Genomic DNA, 18,265 nt, shown 5'->3' with positions numbered 1-18,265 from the left:
TGGACGTGCTGACGCCCAGGCAGAAACTGATCTTGGCCGCCATCGTGGAGGATTACATCCGGTCGGCCGAGCCGGTCGGATCGAGGACGCTGTCCAAACACCAGGATTTCCAGCTGAGTCCGGCGACCATCCGAAACGAGATGGCGGATTTGGAAGAATTAGGATATTTGGACCAGCCCCACACGTCCGCGGGACGCGTGCCATCCCAGAAGGGATACCGATACTATGTGGATCACCTGGCTACGCGCAAGGACATTGACCAAGCCACCCTCCGCGTGCTGCGGGACGTCTTCCAGCAACGGATGAACGAGGTGGAGCGGGTCATCCAGCAGACGGCGACCGTGCTCTCGCAGTTGACCCAGTACGCGTCCATCGCGCTGGGGCCGATGATTCACCAGCAGCACATCCGGCACATCCAGTTGGTGCCGCTGGGCGGCTGTTCGGCGGTGGCCATCCTGGTCACCGACACCGGGCACGTGGAGAACCGGCACGTGACGCTGCCGGAGGACATCCCGCCCGGCGAGGTGGTGCGCATGGTCAATCTGCTCAACGCCAAGTTGGTCGGGACGTCCCTGGCGCATCTGCGGTCCCATCTGTACCAGGAGATCGCCACGGAGATGGCGCATACGCTGGAACGGTACGAGGACGCCATCTCCGTGCTGGACCAGTTGAGTGAGACCGTGGTCAACGGTCCGGCGCAGGTGTACGTGGGCGGCGTGACGAACATGCTCGGGCAGCCGGAGTTCCGGGACGTGGAGAAGGTGCGGCCGGTGCTGGAACTGTTGGAGTCGGCCGACTGGCGGCGGGCGCTCGATGTGGTGCCGCTGACCGGACCGGGGGTGCAGGTGCGCATCGGCCAGGAGAACCCGGTGGAGAACCTGCAGGACTGCACCGTCGTGTCGGCCACGTACATGGTCGCGGGGGTGCCGGTCGGCAGCATCGGCGTGATTGGGCCGACGCGGATGAACTACGCGCGCGTCATGCGCATCCTGGAGTACACGGCGGGAGCCCTGACGCGGTTGATGACGGAGCGGCTGACCGGGTCGTGACAGCCCGCGGCCGCATCGGCGCGCCCTGGACAGGCCGTCCGGGCTGGCGCCCGTTGGTTGGAGGGAGAGGTCTGACGTGAAGCGAGAAGACGAGGAACACAAGCGGGATCGAACGGAAGACGGGGCGCAGTCGGCGACGGCGGATGAGGCCGCCGCTGGGGAGGCCCAGCGGGAGGCGCCGGAGGGTGCTGCGCAGCCGGAAGCGGGCGCCGCGGTCGCGGAGGAGCCGGCCGTGGATGCGGCCGAACCCAAACCGGATGCGGACGAGGGCGCGGGCGCGCCGGATGCCGCGGCGGAAGTGGCCCGGCTGTCCGACGAGGTCGAGCGCCTGCGCCAACAGCTTTTGCGCGCCCGCGCGGATTTTGACAATTTCCGGCGGCGTACGCGGCAGGAGCAGGAAGAACTGCAGTGGTTTGCGAACAAGCAATTGCTCGCGGAACTGCTGCCGGTGGTGGACAATTTCGAGCGCGCCCTGGCGGCGGCCGGCGCGGAGGCCTCGGAACTGCGCACGGGGGTCGAGATGGTGCACCGGCAGCTGCTCGGGATCCTGGAGAAGTTCGGTGTGACGCCCGTGCCGTCGGTGGGGGAGAAGTTCGATCCGGCGGTGCACGAGGCGGTGATGCAGGAGCCGGCCGGGGATGGCGCCGAGCCGGGCGTGGTCGTTCAGGAGCTGCAGCGGGGGTACATGCTGCGCGACAAGGTGTTGCGGCCCGCGATGGTGAAGGTGACGGTGTGAGGCGGACGCACCGCCGGCGCCGCTTCGCGGATGGCCGGGCGTGGCGCAGGGGACCGATTGTCGACTGTGTGAAGGGAGGAGTCTGTCATGCCGAAAGTGATTGGTATTGACCTCGGGACGACCAACTCGTGCGTCGCCGTCATGGAGGGCGGCGAGCCGGTGGTGATTGCGAACGCGGAGGGCAACCGCACCACCCCGTCGGTGGTGGCGTTCACGAAGGACGGGGAGCGCCTGGTGGGCGACGTGGCCAAGCGGCAGGCCATCACGAACCCCGACCGGACCATCATCTCCATCAAGCGCCACATGGGCACCGACCACAAGGTGAACATCGACGGCAAGGCGTACACCCCGCAGGAGATTTCGGCCATGATCCTGCAGAAATTGAAGGCCGACGCGGAGGCCTTCCTCGGCGAGCCGGTCAAGCAGGCGGTCATCACCGTCCCGGCGTATTTCAGCGACAGTCAGCGGCAGGCGACGAAGGACGCCGGGCGCATCGCCGGGCTGGAGGTGCTGCGCATCGTCAACGAGCCGACGGCGGCGGCGCTCGCGTACGGGCTCGACAAGGAAGGCGAGCAGACCATCCTGGTCTACGACCTGGGCGGCGGTACGTTCGACGTGTCCATCCTGGAGCTGGGGGACGGCGTGTTCGAGGTCAAGGCGACCAGCGGGAACAACCACCTGGGCGGCGACGACTTCGACCAGCGGATCATGGACTACCTGATTGACACGTTCAAGAAGGACACGGGCATCGACTTGCGCAACGACAAGATGGCGTTGCAGCGCCTGAAGGACGCGGCCGAGAAGGCGAAGAAGGAGCTGTCGTCGACGCTGACGACGACCATCTCGCTGCCGTTCATCTCCGCGGACGCCACCGGGCCCAAGCACCTGGAGGTCAATCTGACGCGGGCGAAGTTCGAGGAGCTGACGCGCGACCTGGTGGAAAAGACGCTCGAACCGACGCGCCAGGCGCTGCAGGACGCGGGCCTGACGGCGAAGGACATCGACAAGGTCATCCTCGTCGGCGGTTCCACTCGCATCCCAGCGGTGCAGGAGGCCATCAAGAACCTGATTGGCAAGGAGCCCCACAAGGGGGTCAACCCCGACGAAGTGGTGGCGGTCGGCGCGGCCATCCAGGCGGGCGTCCTGACGGGCGAGGTCAAGGACGTGGTCCTGCTCGACGTCACGCCGCTGTCGCTCGGCATCGAGACGATGGGCGGGGTGTTCACGCGCCTCATTCCGCGCAACACCACCATCCCGACGTCGAAGAGCCAGATCTTCTCGACGGCGGCCGACAACCAGACGTCGGTGGAGATCCACGTGTTGCAGGGCGAACGCGAGATGGCGCGGGACAACAAGACGCTCGGCCGCTTCACGCTGACCGGCATCCCGCCCGCACCGCGCGGCGTGCCGCAGATTGAGGTCACCTTCGACATCGACGCCAACGGCATCGTGCACGTGTCCGCCAAGGACCTCGGCACGGGCAAGAGCCAGGCCATCACCATCACCGCTTCCAGCGGTCTGAGCAAGGAAGAGATTGACCGCATGATGAAGGAGGCGGAGCTGCACGCGGAAGAAGACCGCAAGCGGCGTGAACAGGCGGAGATCCGCAACCAGGCGGACCAGTTGGTGTACCAGACGGAGAAGACGATGAAGGACCTCGGCGACAAGCTGGACGTCGGGTTGAAGCAGGAGGCGGAGGACAAGGTCCAGGCCTTGAAGAAGGCCCTGGAGGGCACCGACACGGACGCCATCAAGCGGGCGTCGGACGAATTGACGCAGGTGCTGCATAAGCTGTCGACGAAGCTGTATGAGCAGGTCAGCCAGAATACGGGTTCGACCGGGGGCAGCGCGGATTCCGGTGCAAAGGACAACGTGGTGGACGCGGATTACAAGGTGGTCGACGAGGACAAGAAGTGACGGAGGGCACACACGGGGTCGTGGCAGGGAGGGTCTCCCTGCCACGACCCGTGCGTGGCGTTGATCCCGCCGGCGGCCACGGGGGAAGGGGGTGCAGCCAGTGAGCAAGCGGGACTATTACGAGGTGCTCGGCGTGAGCCGATCGGCGTCCGCGGACGAGATCAAACGTGCGTACCGCAAGCTGGCTCGCCAGTACCACCCGGATGTGAACAAGGACGATCCGAATGCGGCCGAAAAGTTCAAGGAGATCAACGAAGCGTACGAGGTCCTGTCCGACCCGCAGAAGAGGGCGCATTACGACCAGTTCGGCCACGCGGATCCCACGGCGGGCATGGGCGGCGCGGGGTCCGACTTCGGCCAGGGCTTCGGCGGTTTCGGGGACTTCGGCGGCTTCGGGGACATCTTCGACATGTTCTTCGGCGGCGGCCGGCCGCGCGGGCCGCAGCGCGGTCAGGACCTCGAGTACGAGCTGGAAATCGACTTCGAGGACGCGGCCTTCGGCGTCGAGGAAGAGATCCAAGTACCGCGGATGGAGACCTGCTCCACCTGCGAAGGCTCCGGCGCGAAACCGGGGACGCGGGTCGAGCGGTGCTCGGTGTGCAACGGCACAGGCGAGCAGCAGAACGTGGTCAACACCCCGTTCGGCCGCATGGTCAACCGGCGCGCGTGCAGCGCCTGCCGCGGGCGCGGCGTGCGCATCCCCCACCCGTGCCCGGATTGCCACGGCACGGGCCGGCGGCGGGTGCGCCGGACGGTCAACATCCGCGTTCCGGCGGGCGTCGACACGGGGACGCGGTTGCGCATCCCGGGCGCGGGCGAGGCCAGTCCGAACGGCGGCCAGCCGGGCGACCTGCACATCGTCATCCGCGTGCGTCCGCACGAGATCTTCGAGCGCGAAGGCACGAATGTGTACGTGGATTTCCCGCTGACGTTCGTGCAGGCGGCCCTGGGGGACGAGGTGGAAGTGCCGACCCTCGACGGCAAGGTGAAGCTCAGGATCCCGGAGGGGACTCAGTCGGGGACCACCTTCCGCCTGCGCGGCAAGGGCATCCCGAAGCTCGGAACGAATGCGCGCGGGGATCAGCACGTGCGGGTGCACGTCATCACGCCGACGAACCTGACGGAGCGGCAGCGGGAGCTGCTGCGTGAGCTCGGCAAGGAGCTGGGGCGACCGCCTCAGGAACAGTCGCGGACATTCATCGAGCGGATGAAAAGCGCCTTTCTGGGCGACAACTGAAGATGGTGGAGGGCGCCCGGCCACGAGCCGGGCGTTCTTCGCAGATGGGAGCGTAGCGCATGAAGTGGTGGCAGATTCGCCTGGCGGTGCCGGCGGAGGCGAGTGAAGCCCTGGCGGCCCGGTTGCAGGACTGGCCCGAGGTGCAGGGCGTGGCGATGGAGGGGGTGTGGGACGCAACGCCGCCCCACCCGGAGTACGGCGAATGGTTCGACGAGTCGCTTCTGAACAGCGACGTCATCCAGGTGACGGTGTACGTGCCGGAGACCGTGGCGGAGGCCGTGTGGCGGGCGCGCCTCGCAGAAGACCTGGCCGTGGTGGCGTCGGCGGGCCTGGACGTGGGGGAAGCCCTCGATTCGGTGCGCGGCGAGCAGATGGACGAGGAGAGCTGGGCGTCGGCGTGGAAGGAGGACTTCTCGCCGATCCCGGTGGGGCGGCGGTTCATCATCGTGCCGAGGTGGCTGTCGGACGAGGCGGAAACGGACGGACGGCTGCCGATTGTCATCGAGCCCGGAATGGCGTTTGGCACCGGGACGCACCAGACGACACAGCTGTGCCTGGAGGCGATGGAGGATCTGCCCGTGGAGGGCCGGCGGGTCATCGACATCGGCTGCGGGACGGGCGTGCTGTCCATCGGGGCGGCGCGCTTGGGCGCGGCGGAGGTGACGGCGATTGACATCGATCCGGTCGCGGTCCGGGCGGCCGGCGCAAATGTCCGCGACAACGGGTTGACTGGCGTGGTCACGGTGCGGGAGGGCGATCTCTTGCGCGGGTTTCCGCTTCCGCACCGGTACGACGGGGCGGTCGCCAACATCCTGCGCGACATCGTGATTGCCCTGGCGCCTCAGGCGGCCCGGGCCCTGAACCCGGGCGGGTGGTTCATCACTTCCGGATTTATCCATACCCAGGCGGGACAGGTGGAGCAGGCGCTCCGCCAGGCCGGCTTCACCGTCGAACGCCGCCTCCAGCGGGATGACTGGGTGGCCCTCGTGGCGGTGAGACAGCCGTGATGCCGCGTGCGTTCGTTGACGCGCCGCTCTTCCCGGGGGCGCGCGTGACGCTCACGGGGGAGGACGGCCACCACTTCAGCCGGGTGCTGCGCGCGCGCCCTGGGGAGGAGCTGGCGCTCGCGTCCGGTGGCCGCGCGCACCTGGCCGAGGTGGTGGCCGTGGACGCCCGCCGCGGATGGGTGGAGGTCGTGGTCGGGGCGCTGCTGCCCTCGTCGGAACCCAGGCGCCCGGTGTACCTGGTCCAGGGGCTGGCGAAGGGTGATAAAATAGAGGCCGTGATTCAGCACAACACCGAAGCGGGCGCGGCCGGTTTCGCCGTGTTGGCGGCGGCGCGGTCGGTCGTCCGCATGGACGGGCGCCGGGCGGAGGAGCGGCTCGTTCGCTGGCGGCGGATCGCGCGGGAAGCGGCTTCGCAGGCGCAGCGGGACGCCATCCCGGAGGTGGCGTACGCCTCCGGCGTCGACGAGGTCATGCGATGGCTCGAGGCGCGGTCGGTCCGGCGCGTGTTTTTGCTCGATGAGCAGGAGGTCGCTCGCGGGCTCCGCCAGGCTCTCGAGGATCCGGCGGCTGGCGGTGGGGATGGCCCCATCGCCATCGCCATCGGGCCGGAGGGCGGCTGGGACGACGCGGAGCGGGCCGGATTCATGGCGCACGGCGCCGCGCCGGTGACGCTCGGGCGGCGTATCCTGCGCACCGAGACGGCGGGGCTGGCGGCGCTCGCCGCGATTTTGTACCATGACGGCGAGTTCAGGAGGTGATGCCGGATGCCGACGGTGGCGTTTCACACGCTGGGCTGCAAGGTGAACTTCTACGATACGGAAGCCATCTGGCGCCTGTTCAAGGCGGCCGGGTACCAGCAGGTGCCGTTCGATGAACGGGCCGACGTGTACGTCATCAACACCTGCACCGTGACCAACACGGGCGACCGCAAGTCGCGGCAGATGATCCGCCGGGCGGTGCGCACCAACCCGGATGCGACGGTGGTGGTGACCGGCTGCTACGCCCAGGTGGCGCCGGACGAAGTGGCGAAGATCGCCGGGGTCGATCTCGTGGTCGGCAATGATCGAAAGACGCAAATTGTCCGCCTGGTGGAACAGGTGCAGCGGGAGCAACACCCTTACCAGGCGGTGGGCAATATCCTCAAGACGCGCGAATTCGAGGAGATGGACGTGCCGTTCTTCGAGGAGCGCACGCGCGCGAACCTGAAGATCCAGGACGGATGCAACAACTTCTGCACCTTCTGCATCATTCCGTACGCGCGCGGCCTCATCCGCAGCCGCAAGCCGGAGAACATCGTCGCGCAGGCGACGAAGCTGGCGAAGGCGGGTTACCGGGAGATTGTGCTCACCGGCATCCACACCGGCGGCTACGGCGCGGATCTGGACGGCTACCGCCTGTCGCACCTGCTGGAGGAGCTGGAGCGGATTGACGAGTTGTACCGGGTGCGCATCAGCTCCATTGAGGCCAGCGAGATCGACGACCGGTTGATTGACGTCCTCGGCCGTTCCCGCAAGGTGTGCCGCCACCTGCACATCCCCCTGCAGGCCGGGCACGACGAGGTGTTGCGGAGGATGAACCGCCACTACCGGGTCGCCGAGTATGCGGATAAGTTGGCGCGGCTGCGGGCTGCGCTGCCGGACGTGGCTGTCACCACGGACGTCATCGTCGGATTCCCGGGTGAGACGGATGCGTATTTTGAGGCGTCGGCAGCCTTCGTGCGCGAGATGGCGTTTTCCCAGTTGCACGTGTTTCCGTACTCGCCACGCAAGGGGACGCCGGCGGCCCGGTTCACTGACCAGGTGCCCGAAGAGGTGAAGGAGGCGCGTGTTCAGCGGATGCTGCGGCTCTCCGAGGACTTGGCCAGGACGTACGCAGCGGCGCACGTCGGCCGGACGCTGGAGGTGATCCCGGAGGAACCACTGCACCTGGAGGGCCGCGGCGTGCGACCGGGTCAGGGTCCGGACGGCCGGCCGGGATTCTGGCTGGTGGGTCACGCCGACAACTACCTGAAAGTGGCCTTCCCGGTGCCGGACGGGGTGGCGGCGGAAACGCTGATGGGCGAGGTGTGCCGGGTGGTGCTCACCGAGGCGGGCGGCCAGGTGCAGGTGGGGCGGTTCGCAGGCCAGGTGACGCACGCCGAAGTGGATCTGGAAGCGGCCGGTGCGGTGTTGGACACGGCGGCCCCGGTCAAGGCGTAGGGGCAACGCGGGAGGAGGACCGACGTGACGCAAGCGGAGCGGGTGGAACGAGCGGCCGGCGGATTCGTGCTCCGGCAGGGAGCGCGCGGGCTCGAAGTGCTGTTGATTGACGACCAGTACGGGCGCGTGTCGTTTCCGAAGGGGCATCTGGAGCCCGGGGAGACCTGGGAGGACGCGGCGGTACGCGAGGTGCGCGAGGAGACGGGGATTGAATCGCGCATCCTCTGCCCTCTGGGACGGGTGGAGTACCGGATAGAACGGGACGGGGTTCCGGTGCGCAAGCAGGTGCGGCTGTTCTTGATGGAGGAAATTGACGAACAGGACGAGCCGGCCCACCAGGCCGAGGAGGTCCGGGGGGCCTATTTTCTGCCCTGGGCACAGGCCGAGGCGCGGCATGCCGAGCGAGGGTACGACAACTGGTCCTGGGTCTTCGCCAAGGCGGATGTCCTGTGGCGGTGGCACAAGGGCGGCTGGGAGACGCGTTGGCGGGGTGTGCAGGCGAGCTTCGAACCGGCGGCCCTGGACGCTCTTTGGCACGAGGTGCGTCCGCTGGTGGACGACCTGACGGCGGCGGTCGCCAAAGAGTTGGCGGTGGTGGCGCCGCACATCCGGTGGACGGCGGACACACCGGTGCTGCCGCGGACGGTGGGACCGGAGGCGTTGGCGGGCGCCATCGAGCACACGCTGCTCAAACCGGAGGTTTCTGCGGTCGACATTCTCAACCTCTGCCGCGACGCCGCGGCATTCCGTTTTCACGCCGTGTGTGTCAACCCGCAGCATGTGGCGTTGGCCAAGCAGGCGCTGGCAGGGACTCCGGTCGGGATCTGCACGGTCATCGGGTTCCCGTTGGGGGCCGCCCATCCGGACGCGCTGGCCGCCGAGGCGGAGGCGGTGATCCGGGCGGGGGCCGGCGAGATCGACATGGTGATCCCGGTCGGGTCCATGCGCGAGGACGACGTCTGGACGGTGCATGAACACGTGCGGCGCGTGTGCGAAGCGGCGCATCGGCACCCCGGCGTGATGGTGAAAGCCATTCTGGAGACCCACTTCCTCACCTATGCGCAGGTCTGCATGGCGGCGATGGCGGCGGCCGCAGCCGGCGCCGATTTCGTCAAGACCTCCACCGGCTTCGCGCCGACGGGCGCGCGCCTCGCCGATGTGGCCCTGATGGCCCGGGCGGCCGCGGGCCGTGGTGTGAAGGCAGCGGGCGGCGTGCGTACGCGTGCGGACGCCTTGGCGATGATGCGCTACGGGGCCACGCGCATCGGCACCAGTTCAGGCGTGGCGATGGTCCGGCAGTAACCGTTCCACCAACCGGGCGAACGGGTGGGCCATCGGCCAGACGAGGAGCGTGCACAGCACGTTGAACACGGTGTGGGCGTTGGCGATCTGCTGCGCCGGGCTGCCCGCGAGGGCGGCCATGAGGCGGCTGTAAGGCCCGAGCAGGGGCAGGAACGCCAACGCGCCGCCGGCGTTGAGCAGCACGTGCGCGAGGGCCACCTGCTGCGCGGGACGGATCTGGCCGATGGACGCGATCACGGACGTCACGCACGTGCCGACGTTGGCGCCGAACACGATGGCGATGCCGGCCGGCACGGGCAGCACGCCATCGGCGGCGAGGGTCATGGCAATCACGGTGGTCACCGTGCTCGACTGGACGATGACGCTGGCCAGGCACCCGGTGAGGAGCGCGGACACGGGATTTCCGGCCGCCCCCTGAAGCCAGGCCTGAAACCACACCGTTTTGGCCACCGGCTGCAGGGCCAGCTCCAGGACGTGCAACGCGATGAACACGCACGAGAAACCGGTGAGCGCCCGGCTCATCTGACGCACACGCGGGCCGCCCGACATCCAACCGGCGGTGCCGATGGCGAGGGTCACGACGGCGGCCGCTGTGAGATCGAGCGTGAGCAACTGAGGCGTGATGGTCGATCCGACGTTGGCCCCGAGCACGATGCCGAGGGCGTCCTGGAACGCCAGGCTGCCGCCGGCGACCAATCCGACGGTGGCGGCGGTGATGGCGGCGCTGCTCTGGACGAGGGCGGTGATCACGGTGCCGGTCAAGATGCCCCGGCCGGGTGTGCGCGCCAACCGATGCAGGAGGTCGGGAAGGCGGCTGTCGACCATGGCCTCGAGCCCTGCCCGCATGACCTGCAGGCCTCCGATGAAGACGAACAGCGCTGCGGCGGCCGTCGCCAGGTTCCAGAACACGGACAACACCTCCACCTTCTCAACCTATGAACGGTTTGCGAGGGTCATGCCTGCACGGCTGGAAGCGGTTTGACAGCGTGTTCGCGGGTGTACTATAATACGTCTGATTCACGATTTGCCTGGGGCGGAGGGAGGGAGATCGATGTCCGGAATCAAAGTTCGCAAAAACGAATCTCTGGACAGTGCACTTCGGCGCTTCAAGAAAGCGACCGCGAAGGACGGAGTGTTGGCGGAGATCCGCAAACGGTCCCACTATGAGAAGCCGAGCGTGGCGCGCAAGAAGAAGGCAGAAGCGGCGCGCAAGAAGCGGCGCGCGTACTGAGTCAAACGAGCAGGAGGCCGTTCGCATGAGTCTTTCGGAGCGCCTGTCTGAGGACATGAAGCACGCGATGAAAGCCAAGGACAAGGTGCGCCTGTCCGTCATCCGCATGGTGCGGTCGGCCATGAAGAACCGCGAGATTGAAACGGGTGCGCCCCTGGACGACGAGGGCATCCTCGCCGTGATTCAAAAGGAACTCAAACAGCGCCGAGACTCCCTCCAGGCGTTCGAGAGTGCCGGACGAACCGACTTGGCCGAAGAGGCGCGCCAGGAGATTGAGATTCTGACGAGTTACCTGCCCGAGCCGCTGACGGAGGAGGACCTGCGCCATCTGGCTGCGGAAGTGATCGCCGAGGTCGGCGCGAAGGGAAAATCGGACATGGGCAAGGTCATGTCCGCCCTGATGCCGAAGGTCCGCGGGCGTGCGGACGGACGTGTGGTTCAGCAGGTGGTGCAGTCCCTGCTGTAGCTTCCAGGCGAGTTTCCCCCGATGCGGGGGTTCAGTTGAAGAGCTTGCGTACACGGTGGCCGCCGTTTCATCCAGGCCCGTTCAGGGCGGATGAACCGGCGGCTTTTTACGCTTTTGGGCGCACTCTGGTCTGTCCTCCGGGTTCGGTGCCAGGTCCCGGTGCTAGTCCGCATGGACTTGTCATACCCATTGAAAGAGGGACCATCGCACATCGGCCGGGAGGAGGGGACGGGGATGCACGGTTGGAAGCGCAGGATTCAGCGGACCGTCACGGACCTGTTGGCGCTGCCCCAGGACGCCCTGCAGCGCGTCGCCCGCCTGACGTGCGTCGGCGGCCAGGAGGTGGTCGTCGAACAAGCGGTGTCGCTGCTGCACGTCGATGAAAAAGAGGTGGAGATTGACCTCGGGGAGATGGCTGTGCGGCTGGAAGGGGACGCGTTCACGGTCCAGTTGGTCGCGAGCGGAGAAGTCCACGTGTCAGGCCGCGTGGACCGGATCACGTACCGCCGCCTGCAACCACCGGGTCCAGGAGGAAGAGGATGATGGCGGCTCGGGGGGGCGTGCGGTTCGGGGGATCGCTGGACTTGGAATTGCGCGGAGAGGCCATCTCCACCGTGTTGGGCCAGTGTGCCCGGCAAGGGGTGCGGTTGCGCGGTGTCCGCGTCCGCGGCAGCCGCTGCACCCTGACCGTCTCCCTGGGACAGTTCAGAACGCTGCACGCGCTGTGCCGGCGCCACCGGGTGCGTTTTCGGATCCTCAAACGCAGGGGCCTCGCATTCACGGTCCGTCGTGCCCGGCGGCGGCCCTTCTTCTTGGCGGGGGCGGTCCTGTTCGTGCTGGTGATGTACGGACTGGGGTCCGTCGTGTGGCAGGTGGACGTGGGGGGCCAGATCAGCGACGAGGGGCGGATGACGCTGCTGCAAGCGGCCCGGGACAGCGGCCTGAGGCCAGCGGTGTTCCGGAGGGCGTTGCCGGACACCCAGACGCTTCAGGCGGAAATCCTCCGCCGAGCCCCGTCGATGGTGTGGGTCGGCGTCCAGATGGACGGGAGCAAAGCGCGGCTGGAGGCCGTGGAACGGGTGTCGGGCCCGGCGTCGGGGTCCACGGCGCCGCGCAACCTGGTCGCAGGGAAGCCCGCCGTGATTCAAAAGGTGTTTGCGACGCGCGGACAAGCGCTGGTGCGCCCCGGTCAGGTGGTCCGCCCGGGGCAGGTGCTGGTCTCGGGGGCCTTGGGCGGCGGCGCGGCCAGGGTCCCTGCGGACGGAAAGGTGTTGGCAGAGGTCTGGTACACGTCGCGCGTGCAGGTGCCCTTGACGCTTCAGGTGCAGGCGCTGACGGGAGAGAAGGCGGAGCGGGGCTACCTCGTCCTGGGCGGCTGGGCCATCCGGGCATGGGGCTGGCGGGAGCCCGCGTTCGCCGCCAGCTATGAACGAGACGACGATACCGACTGGCACGTCGGTCCCTGGCGGCTGCCGGTGCAGTGGCGCAAGGTGACGCTGTACGAGGCGACGGCCTCCCAGGTGGCGCTCAGCGAGCAGGCCGCGCGCGCCCGCGCGCTGGAGCTGGCCGCGCAGGACGTCCGCCGCCAGATGGGGGAAGGGACGGTGTTGGGACAGACGGTTTTACAGTCCCAAGTGGCACATGGTAAGCTATACGCGACGGTATTGACACGAACCGAAGAAGACATCGGCGTTCCCGCCCCCCTTCGCTAGACCCCAACGGAACCGGACGGGGCGCGGGCGTGAAGGAGTGGTGGCTGGTTGGGGCAGGACATCATCGTCCGCAGGTGGGCGTTTGCCAACAACGACGAAGCGGTCTCCGTCCTGGGGCCGCACGACGCGCTGCTGCGGCTCCTCGATGAGGCGTTTGCGGCGAAGGTGACGATGCGGGGGACCGAGGTGTCCTTTGCGGGTGACGCTGCGGAAGTCGACACCATGGTCGCGCTCATGAAGGCGGTGACGCAACTGTCCCAACTGGGTGTCCATCTCTCGGAGGGCGACTACCGGCACGCGGTGGATCTGGCCAAGCGCGGCGAGATCGCCGAATTGGTCCCGTTGTACACGGCCGAGGTGGCGACCACCTTCAAGGGGAAGCCGGTGCGCATCAAGACGCTGGGCCAACGGCGTTACGTCGAGGCCATCCGGCGCCAGGACATCGTGTTCGGCATCGGCCCGGCCGGGACCGGGAAGACGTACCTCGCGGTGGCGATGGCGGTGGCGGCCCTCAAGCGGGGCGACGTCAAGCGGATTGTGTTGACCCGGCCCGCGGTCGAGGCGGGGGAGAACTTGGGCTTTCTTCCGGGGGATTTGCAGGAAAAGGTGGATCCGTACCTGCGGCCCATCTACGACGCCCTGTACGACGTGTACGGCCCGGAGCAGGTGCAGCGTGCGCTGGAGCGCGGCAGCATCGAGATCGCCCCGCTCGCGTACATGCGCGGGCGCACGCTCGACGACTCGTTCGTCATCCTGGACGAAGCCCAGAACACGACCGCCGAGCAAATGAAGATGTTTTTGACACGCCTGGGGTTTGGGTCGAAAATGGTGATCACGGGCGACGTCACACAAATCGATCTGCCGCCCGGCCGGCCGTCCGGCTTGGTGCAGGCGGAGCGCATTCTGCGGGGCATCGACGGGATCGCCTTCTGCCACTTCAGCGGTGACGACGTCGTCCGGCATCACCTGGTTCAGCGCATCATCGAGGCATACGAGACCTCGGCGAACGCGCAGCGCTGATCCGGGCGTGGCGCTGTCCGCGCCCCATTCCCGCGCGGACACGCACACAAGGGGATAAGGGATATGAACTTGTGGTCAACCTGGAGCTTGGCCATCCGCCAATGGCTCGACGACCCCGGATTCCGCGAGAACCGGCGCATCCGCCTGGTGTTGTACGTCGGAGCCCTGGTGGTCTTGTACCTGGTGCTGGTGGGGACGGTCTTGCCGCCACGCTACGATTTCCAGGTCGGGCAGACCAGCCCGGTCACCATCCGGGCGCCCATCACGGCGGTGGACACCAAGGCCACGGAAGAAGAACGGCAGGCCGCGATGGCCAAGGTGCCGAAGCAATACGTCCAGTCTCCGGCGGTCGAACAACAGGCGCTGCAGCAGGTGGACACGCTGTTCGGCGCGGCCATCAAGGTGGTGTCGGACAAGCAGCTCACGCAGGCGGAACGGATTGAGTCACTGGCGGCCATCGCGCCCAAACAGGTGTCCCAGTCGACGCTTCAGGCGCTGGTCGGCCTCGACAGCCGGCAGATCAGCATCCTGCAGAGCGTGGCGGACCGCATCGTCCACGACCTGCTGGATCAACCGTTCAACCAGGAGGCGGCGCAGCAGGCGGGTCTGTTGGTGGACCGGCAGATGCTCAACTACGACCTCGACCGGGTGTCGCGGCTGATTGTCCAGAACGTGGTGGTCAGCGTCCTCAAGCCGAACATGGTGTATCAGCCGGACGCCACCGAAGCCGCGCGGCAGGCGGCGGCGAAGGCCGTCCCCGACAAGTACATCCACAAGGGCCAGGTGATTGTCAACAAGAACGAGGTGATCACCGACACCGTCCTCAGCCAGTTGAGGGACGTCGGCCTGTACCGGAGCCATCCGAACTACGGGGTGTTGGCCGGATTCGCGCTGTTCATGTTGATCCTGGGCGGCCTGTTGGCCAGCTACATCGAGCGGCGGGGGATGCGCCGGCGCCTGGACAACCTGTCGCTGCTGATTTTGTCGCTCATCCTCATCTGGATGGCGGTCATCATTCGGGTGGCCAAGGGCATCGTCAACGCCGGCGGGCCGGAGTCCATCGCCTACCTGGTCCCGATGTCCATGGGCGCGATGCTGATCACCGTGTTGCTCGACGCCTCGCTCGCCTGGATGACGGCGTGCTTCACGTCGTTATGGTTCGGCGCCGCGTTCGGTTTCGACTACGGCCTGACGCTGGTCAGTTTCACGTCGTCCCTGGTCGGGGCGTACACGGTGAACAAGGTGACCCACCGGGGGACGTTCATGCGCGCCGGCTTTCTCGTCTCGCTGGTGCAGGTCGCCGGCATTCTGGCGATGAGCCTGACGGACACGGAGACGGGGGGCGACTGGCATACCACCTCCCTGCACATCGGCCTGGGGGCCCTGGGGGGATTGGGGAGCGCCGTCCTGACCATCGGCATCCTCCCCTTCTTCGAAGGGGCGTTCGGCCTGCTGACGGCCATCCGTTTGCTGGAGCTGTCTAATCCCAACAACCCGTTGCTGAAGAAGCTGTTGATGGAGGCGCCGGGGACGTACCACCACAGCCTCATCGTCGGCAACCTGGCGGAGGCGGCTGCGGAGTTGGTGGGCGCCGATCCGCTCCTGTGCCGGGTCGGCGCGTACTATCACGACGTGGGCAAGACGAGGCGCCCCTTGTTTTTCGTCGAAAACCAGATGACGAAGGACAATCCGCACGACCGGATTGCACCGAGCCTCAGCCACCTGATCATCACGTCGCACGTGTCGGACGGGCTGGAGATGCTCGAAAAAGCCGGCATGCCGAAACCGATCCGGGACATCTGCGCCACGCATCACGGAACGACCATATTATGGTATTTTTATAACAAGGCGCGGGAGGCGGACAAGAACGGCACCGTGAAGGTGGACGACTTCCGTTACCCGGGGCCCAAGCCGAAGACGCGGGAGTGCGCCATTCTGATGATCTGTGACGCGGTGGAGGCAGCGGTGCGCAGCATGAGCAAGCCGACCCCGAACCGGGTCGAGGGCGTGATCCGCAAGATCATCCGGGACCGTCTGCAGGACGGCCAATTGGACGAGTGCGACCTGACGCTGCAGGATCTGGACGCGATGGTCGGTGCGTTCATGAAGACGTTGAAAGGCATCTATCACGCCCGGATTGAGTATCCAGATCCGGATAAAATTCGAAAGGAAGTTTCAAAATGAGTGTGCACGTCGACGTGGACATCCGTCATCCCCTGCCCTCCGGCGTGGACGAGCCCCTGGTGCGACAGGTGTTGGAGGCCGCCGCCCGCCAGGAGGGGGTCCGTGGAGAGGTGTCGGTGTCGTTCGTCAGCGATGAAGAGATCCACGAATTGAATCGCCAGTACCGCGGGGTCGACCGGCCCACGGACGTGCTCTCGTTCGCCCTGCAAGAAGGGGAGCCGATGCCCGGCGGCGACGACGACCTGCCGCTGTTGGGAGACGTCGTGGTCAGCGTTCCGACCGCGGTTCGCCAGGCCGAGGCGTACGGCCACAGCGTGCGGCGGGAGGTGGCGTTTCTCCTCGTGCACGGGTTCTTGCACCTGTTGGGGTACGATCACCCGGACGAAGCGTCCGAACAGGACATGATGCAGCGGCAGGAACGGGTTCTGACCGGACTTGGGCTGACGCGGGAAGCGGAGTGAGAAGGATGCCGGCCGTCCGCCCGCCGATTGCGAGGCCGTTGCGTCCCCGCAGACCTTTGGCGGATTCGTTCCGGTTTGCGTTGGATGGGATCTGCCATGCCCTGATCACCGAGCGCAACATGAAAATCCACTTTGCTGCGGGGGGCCTGTTGCTCCTGTGGTGCCTCGCCGTGCGGCCGCCCGCTGCTCTCGTACTCTGGGCACTGGCGGCGGTGCACGCCGTGATCGCGCTGGAGTTGGTCAATACCGCCGTGGAACGCGTGACCGACCTGGCCACAGGGGGGACCGCCCGCGCCCTCGCGGGGGTCGCCAAGGACGTGGCGGCGGGCGCTGTCCTCATCGTGAGCATGGGGGCGCTCGGCGTCGGCATCTATCTGGGCGTCTCCTCTTATCCCTGGCGGTGGCGGTTGTTCAGCAGCGCGCATCCGCTCGGTGCGGTGGAGAGCCTGTGGGGATTGTCGGTGCTGTGTTTCTTGGCCGTGCGGAGCGTGCTCCAGCGCAAGCGGCTCGGATGGGATGACGGGGAGGGGGGAAACGAGTGAACGAGACGCGCAGCGAACAGGCATTTCGATCCGGATTTGCGGCCCTCATCGGCCGCCCAAACGTCGGGAAGTCGACGTTGCTCAACGCCTTGATTGGGCAGAAGGTCGCCATCATGTCCAGCCGGCCTCAGACGACCCGCAACCGCATCCGGGGGGTGCTGACGACCGAGGCGGCGCAGGTGATCTTTATCGACACACCGGGAATCCACGAACCCCGGCATCGGCTGGGGAAGTACATGGTCGAGGCGGCGGTGTCGACCCTGCGCGAGGTCGACGTGGTCCTGTTGGTGGTGGACGCGGAGCGGCCGGCAACCCGGGAGGACCATTTGGTGTTCGAACGCCTCGCAGGGCTCCGCACGCCGGTGTTGCTGGTCATCAACAAGGTGGATCTGGTGCCCAAGCCCCAGTTGCTGGAGGTCATCGATCGGTTGCGCACGGTGCACCCGTTCCGGCACATCATCCCCGTGTCCGCCAAGGACGGCACGCAGTTGGATACCCTGAAGCGTCTGTTGGTGGCGGAGCTGCCGGAGGGGCCGAAATACTACCCGGACGACATGGTGACCGATCACCCGGAGCGGTTCATCATCGCCGAATACATCCGCGAAAAGGTGCTTCACCTGACCCGGGAAGAGGTGCCGCACTCGGTGATGGTGGACATCGAGCAGTTGGAGCGGCGCGAGGATTCGAACGTCCTGTACGTGCACGCGGTGATCTACACGGAGCGCGAGAGCCAGAAGGCGATCCTCATCGGCAAACGAGGGGCGATGTTGAAGCAGATTGGCCAGTTGGCGCGCCAGGAGCTGGAGGCGTTGTTCGGGACCCGCGTTTACCTCGAGCTGTGGGTCAAGGTGAAGAAGGATTGGCGGAACCAGCCCGGCATGCTGCACCGCTGGGGATTCGACGAACCGTGAAGCGCGCACACCTTTGCCACAGGTTTCATCGTATACAGGTGCAGGGCGGCGGCACCCTAACGTTGAGGGCGCACCCAGAGCGTGACCGCGCAGCGATGAAACTGTGCAGAGGGGATGATGGGGGTTGCGGGATTTTTCGTGGCGGTACTTCACGTTGACGGGTGACATCGACGCGTACCTGCTGTACAAGAAGCACGAGCAGATGATCGCCGGCCGGCGCCAGCCGGACGTGGAGGAGGACGACCTGAAGCCCGACGACCCCGAGTCGTGATGCGGCCACGTGGGAAGCCGC

Annotated in this window: 19 protein-coding genes; 18 read left to right on the top strand and 1 reads right to left on the bottom strand. The window is 66.9% G+C overall.

The window, feature by feature from the left end; translation table 11 throughout:
- Positions 1 to 5 precede the first annotated feature (5 nt).
- The 8 genes from hrcA to deoC all read left to right on the top strand — a co-directional run bounded on the left by hrcA (position 6) and on the right by deoC (position 9,446).
- Complete coding sequence (gene hrcA, locus BM357_RS12160; RefSeq protein ID WP_074953818.1) at positions 6 to 1,049, top strand: heat-inducible transcriptional repressor HrcA; 1,044 nt, start codon at positions 6 to 8, stop codon at positions 1,047 to 1,049.
- A 76-nt stretch (positions 1,050 to 1,125) separates the two neighbouring features.
- Positions 1,126 to 1,785, top strand: a complete 660-nt coding sequence (grpE, locus tag BM357_RS12155) for a nucleotide exchange factor GrpE (protein ID WP_074953677.1) — start codon at positions 1,126 to 1,128, stop codon at positions 1,783 to 1,785.
- Positions 1,786 to 1,872: 87 nt separating this feature from the next.
- Positions 1,873 to 3,702 carry a molecular chaperone DnaK gene (gene dnaK, locus BM357_RS12150; RefSeq protein ID WP_074953675.1) on the top strand — a complete coding sequence of 610 codons (1,830 nt, stop codon included), beginning with the start codon at positions 1,873 to 1,875 and terminating at the stop codon, positions 3,700 to 3,702.
- Positions 3,703 to 3,802: 100 nt separating this feature from the next.
- Entirely contained in the window at positions 3,803 to 4,939 is a 1,137-nt protein-coding gene (dnaJ, locus tag BM357_RS12145) for a molecular chaperone DnaJ (RefSeq protein ID WP_074953672.1), read from the top strand.
- 59 nt (positions 4,940 to 4,998) lie between these two features.
- A complete protein-coding gene (gene prmA, locus BM357_RS12140; protein ID WP_074953668.1) occupies positions 4,999 to 5,946 on the top strand; it encodes a 50S ribosomal protein L11 methyltransferase in 948 nt (315 codons plus the stop codon).
- Positions 5,946 to 6,704 carry an RsmE family RNA methyltransferase gene (locus BM357_RS12135; protein WP_074953665.1) on the top strand — a complete coding sequence of 253 codons (759 nt, stop codon included), beginning with the start codon at positions 5,946 to 5,948 and terminating at the stop codon, positions 6,702 to 6,704. Before prmA ends, BM357_RS12135 begins: the two co-directional genes overlap by 1 nt.
- Positions 6,705 to 6,710: 6 nt before the next feature.
- Entirely contained in the window at positions 6,711 to 8,144 is a 1,434-nt protein-coding gene (mtaB, locus tag BM357_RS12130; protein ID WP_074953662.1) for a tRNA (N(6)-L-threonylcarbamoyladenosine(37)-C(2))-methylthiotransferase MtaB, read from the top strand.
- 24 nt (positions 8,145 to 8,168) lie between these two features.
- Complete coding sequence (gene deoC / locus BM357_RS12125; protein WP_074953659.1) at positions 8,169 to 9,446, top strand: deoxyribose-phosphate aldolase; 1,278 nt, start codon at positions 8,169 to 8,171, stop codon at positions 9,444 to 9,446.
- On the opposite strand, the gene BM357_RS12120 is transcribed toward deoC, so the two are convergent.
- Complete coding sequence (locus tag BM357_RS12120) at positions 9,420 to 10,355, bottom strand: Na/Pi cotransporter family protein (protein ID WP_074953815.1); 936 nt, start codon at positions 10,353 to 10,355, stop codon at positions 9,420 to 9,422. The genes deoC and BM357_RS12120 overlap by 27 nt on opposite strands.
- Before the next feature lie 142 nt (positions 10,356 to 10,497).
- Here BM357_RS12120 and rpsU point away from each other — a divergent pair, with 142 nt between their 5' ends.
- The 10 genes from rpsU (at position 10,498) to BM357_RS12070 (ending at position 18,244) form a co-directional block, all read left to right on the top strand.
- Positions 10,498 to 10,677, top strand: a complete 180-nt coding sequence (gene rpsU / locus BM357_RS12115) for a 30S ribosomal protein S21 (protein ID WP_029420811.1) — start codon at positions 10,498 to 10,500, stop codon at positions 10,675 to 10,677.
- A gap of 25 nt (positions 10,678 to 10,702) precedes the next feature.
- Positions 10,703 to 11,143: a GatB/YqeY domain-containing protein gene (locus BM357_RS12110; RefSeq protein WP_074953657.1), complete on the top strand. Its 441-nt coding sequence runs from the start codon at positions 10,703 to 10,705 to the stop codon at positions 11,141 to 11,143.
- 234 nt (positions 11,144 to 11,377) lie between these two features.
- Positions 11,378 to 11,686, top strand: coding sequence for a YabP/YqfC family sporulation protein (locus BM357_RS12105; protein ID WP_074953655.1), 309 nt, complete (start codon positions 11,378 to 11,380; stop codon positions 11,684 to 11,686).
- Positions 11,686 to 12,855 (top strand): sporulation protein YqfD, encoded by a 1,170-nt coding sequence (gene yqfD, locus BM357_RS12100; RefSeq protein WP_074953652.1) that lies wholly within the window; start codon positions 11,686 to 11,688, stop codon positions 12,853 to 12,855. The genes BM357_RS12105 and yqfD overlap by 1 nt, the downstream gene beginning before the upstream one ends.
- Positions 12,856 to 12,903: 48 nt before the next feature.
- Entirely contained in the window at positions 12,904 to 13,875 is a 972-nt protein-coding gene (locus BM357_RS12095; protein ID WP_074953649.1) for a PhoH family protein, read from the top strand.
- Positions 13,876 to 13,938: 63 nt separating this feature from the next.
- On the top strand, positions 13,939 to 16,059 hold the full coding sequence (locus BM357_RS12090; protein WP_074953647.1) for an HD family phosphohydrolase: 2,121 nt from the start codon (positions 13,939 to 13,941) through the stop codon (positions 16,057 to 16,059).
- Positions 16,056 to 16,520 (top strand): rRNA maturation RNase YbeY, encoded by a 465-nt coding sequence (gene ybeY / locus BM357_RS12085; protein WP_074953645.1) that lies wholly within the window; start codon positions 16,056 to 16,058, stop codon positions 16,518 to 16,520. The genes BM357_RS12090 and ybeY overlap by 4 nt, the downstream gene beginning before the upstream one ends.
- Before the next feature lie 5 nt (positions 16,521 to 16,525).
- The gene (locus tag BM357_RS12080) at positions 16,526 to 17,062 is read left to right on the top strand and encodes a diacylglycerol kinase family protein (RefSeq protein ID WP_074953643.1); all 537 of its coding nucleotides are present in this window, start codon (positions 16,526 to 16,528) and stop codon (positions 17,060 to 17,062) included.
- Positions 17,059 to 17,973 carry a GTPase Era gene (era, locus tag BM357_RS12075; RefSeq protein ID WP_074953641.1) on the top strand — a complete coding sequence of 305 codons (915 nt, stop codon included), beginning with the start codon at positions 17,059 to 17,061 and terminating at the stop codon, positions 17,971 to 17,973. Before BM357_RS12080 ends, era begins: the two co-directional genes overlap by 4 nt.
- Positions 17,974 to 18,097: 124 nt before the next feature.
- Positions 18,098 to 18,244: a YqzL family protein gene (locus tag BM357_RS12070; protein ID WP_074953639.1), complete on the top strand. Its 147-nt coding sequence runs from the start codon at positions 18,098 to 18,100 to the stop codon at positions 18,242 to 18,244.
- Positions 18,245 to 18,265: the final 21 nt, after the last annotated feature.

This window comes from Paenalicyclobacillus macrosporangiidus (genome assembly GCF_900116805.1).
Classification (GTDB): Bacteria; Bacillota; Bacilli; order Alicyclobacillales; family Alicyclobacillaceae; genus Alicyclobacillus_H; species Alicyclobacillus_H macrosporangiidus.
This window is presented reverse-complemented; position numbering and strand designations above follow the sequence as displayed.

Excerpts from the sequence above, each read along its gene's own strand:
- rpsU (WP_029420811.1), top strand. The coding sequence starts at position 10,498 with ATGTCCGGAATCAAAGTTCGCAAAAACGAATCTCTGGACAGTGCACTT.
- yqfD (WP_074953652.1), top strand. The coding sequence starts at position 11,686 with ATGGCGGCTCGGGGGGGCGTGCGGTTCGGGGGATCGCTGGACTTGGAA.
- dnaK (WP_074953675.1), top strand. The coding sequence starts at position 1,873 with ATGCCGAAAGTGATTGGTATTGACCTCGGGACGACCAACTCGTGCGTC.
- prmA (WP_074953668.1), top strand. The coding sequence starts at position 4,999 with ATGAAGTGGTGGCAGATTCGCCTGGCGGTGCCGGCGGAGGCGAGTGAA.
- BM357_RS12110 (WP_074953657.1), top strand. The coding sequence starts at position 10,703 with ATGAGTCTTTCGGAGCGCCTGTCTGAGGACATGAAGCACGCGATGAAA.
- BM357_RS12105 (WP_074953655.1), top strand. The coding sequence starts at position 11,378 with ATGCACGGTTGGAAGCGCAGGATTCAGCGGACCGTCACGGACCTGTTG.
- BM357_RS12080 (WP_074953643.1), top strand. The coding sequence starts at position 16,526 with ATGCCGGCCGTCCGCCCGCCGATTGCGAGGCCGTTGCGTCCCCGCAGA.
- mtaB (WP_074953662.1), top strand. The coding sequence starts at position 6,711 with ATGCCGACGGTGGCGTTTCACACGCTGGGCTGCAAGGTGAACTTCTAC.
- BM357_RS12135 (WP_074953665.1), top strand. The coding sequence starts at position 5,946 with ATGCCGCGTGCGTTCGTTGACGCGCCGCTCTTCCCGGGGGCGCGCGTG.
- BM357_RS12090 (WP_074953647.1), top strand. The coding sequence starts at position 13,939 with ATGAACTTGTGGTCAACCTGGAGCTTGGCCATCCGCCAATGGCTCGAC.
- ybeY (WP_074953645.1), top strand. The coding sequence starts at position 16,056 with ATGAGTGTGCACGTCGACGTGGACATCCGTCATCCCCTGCCCTCCGGC.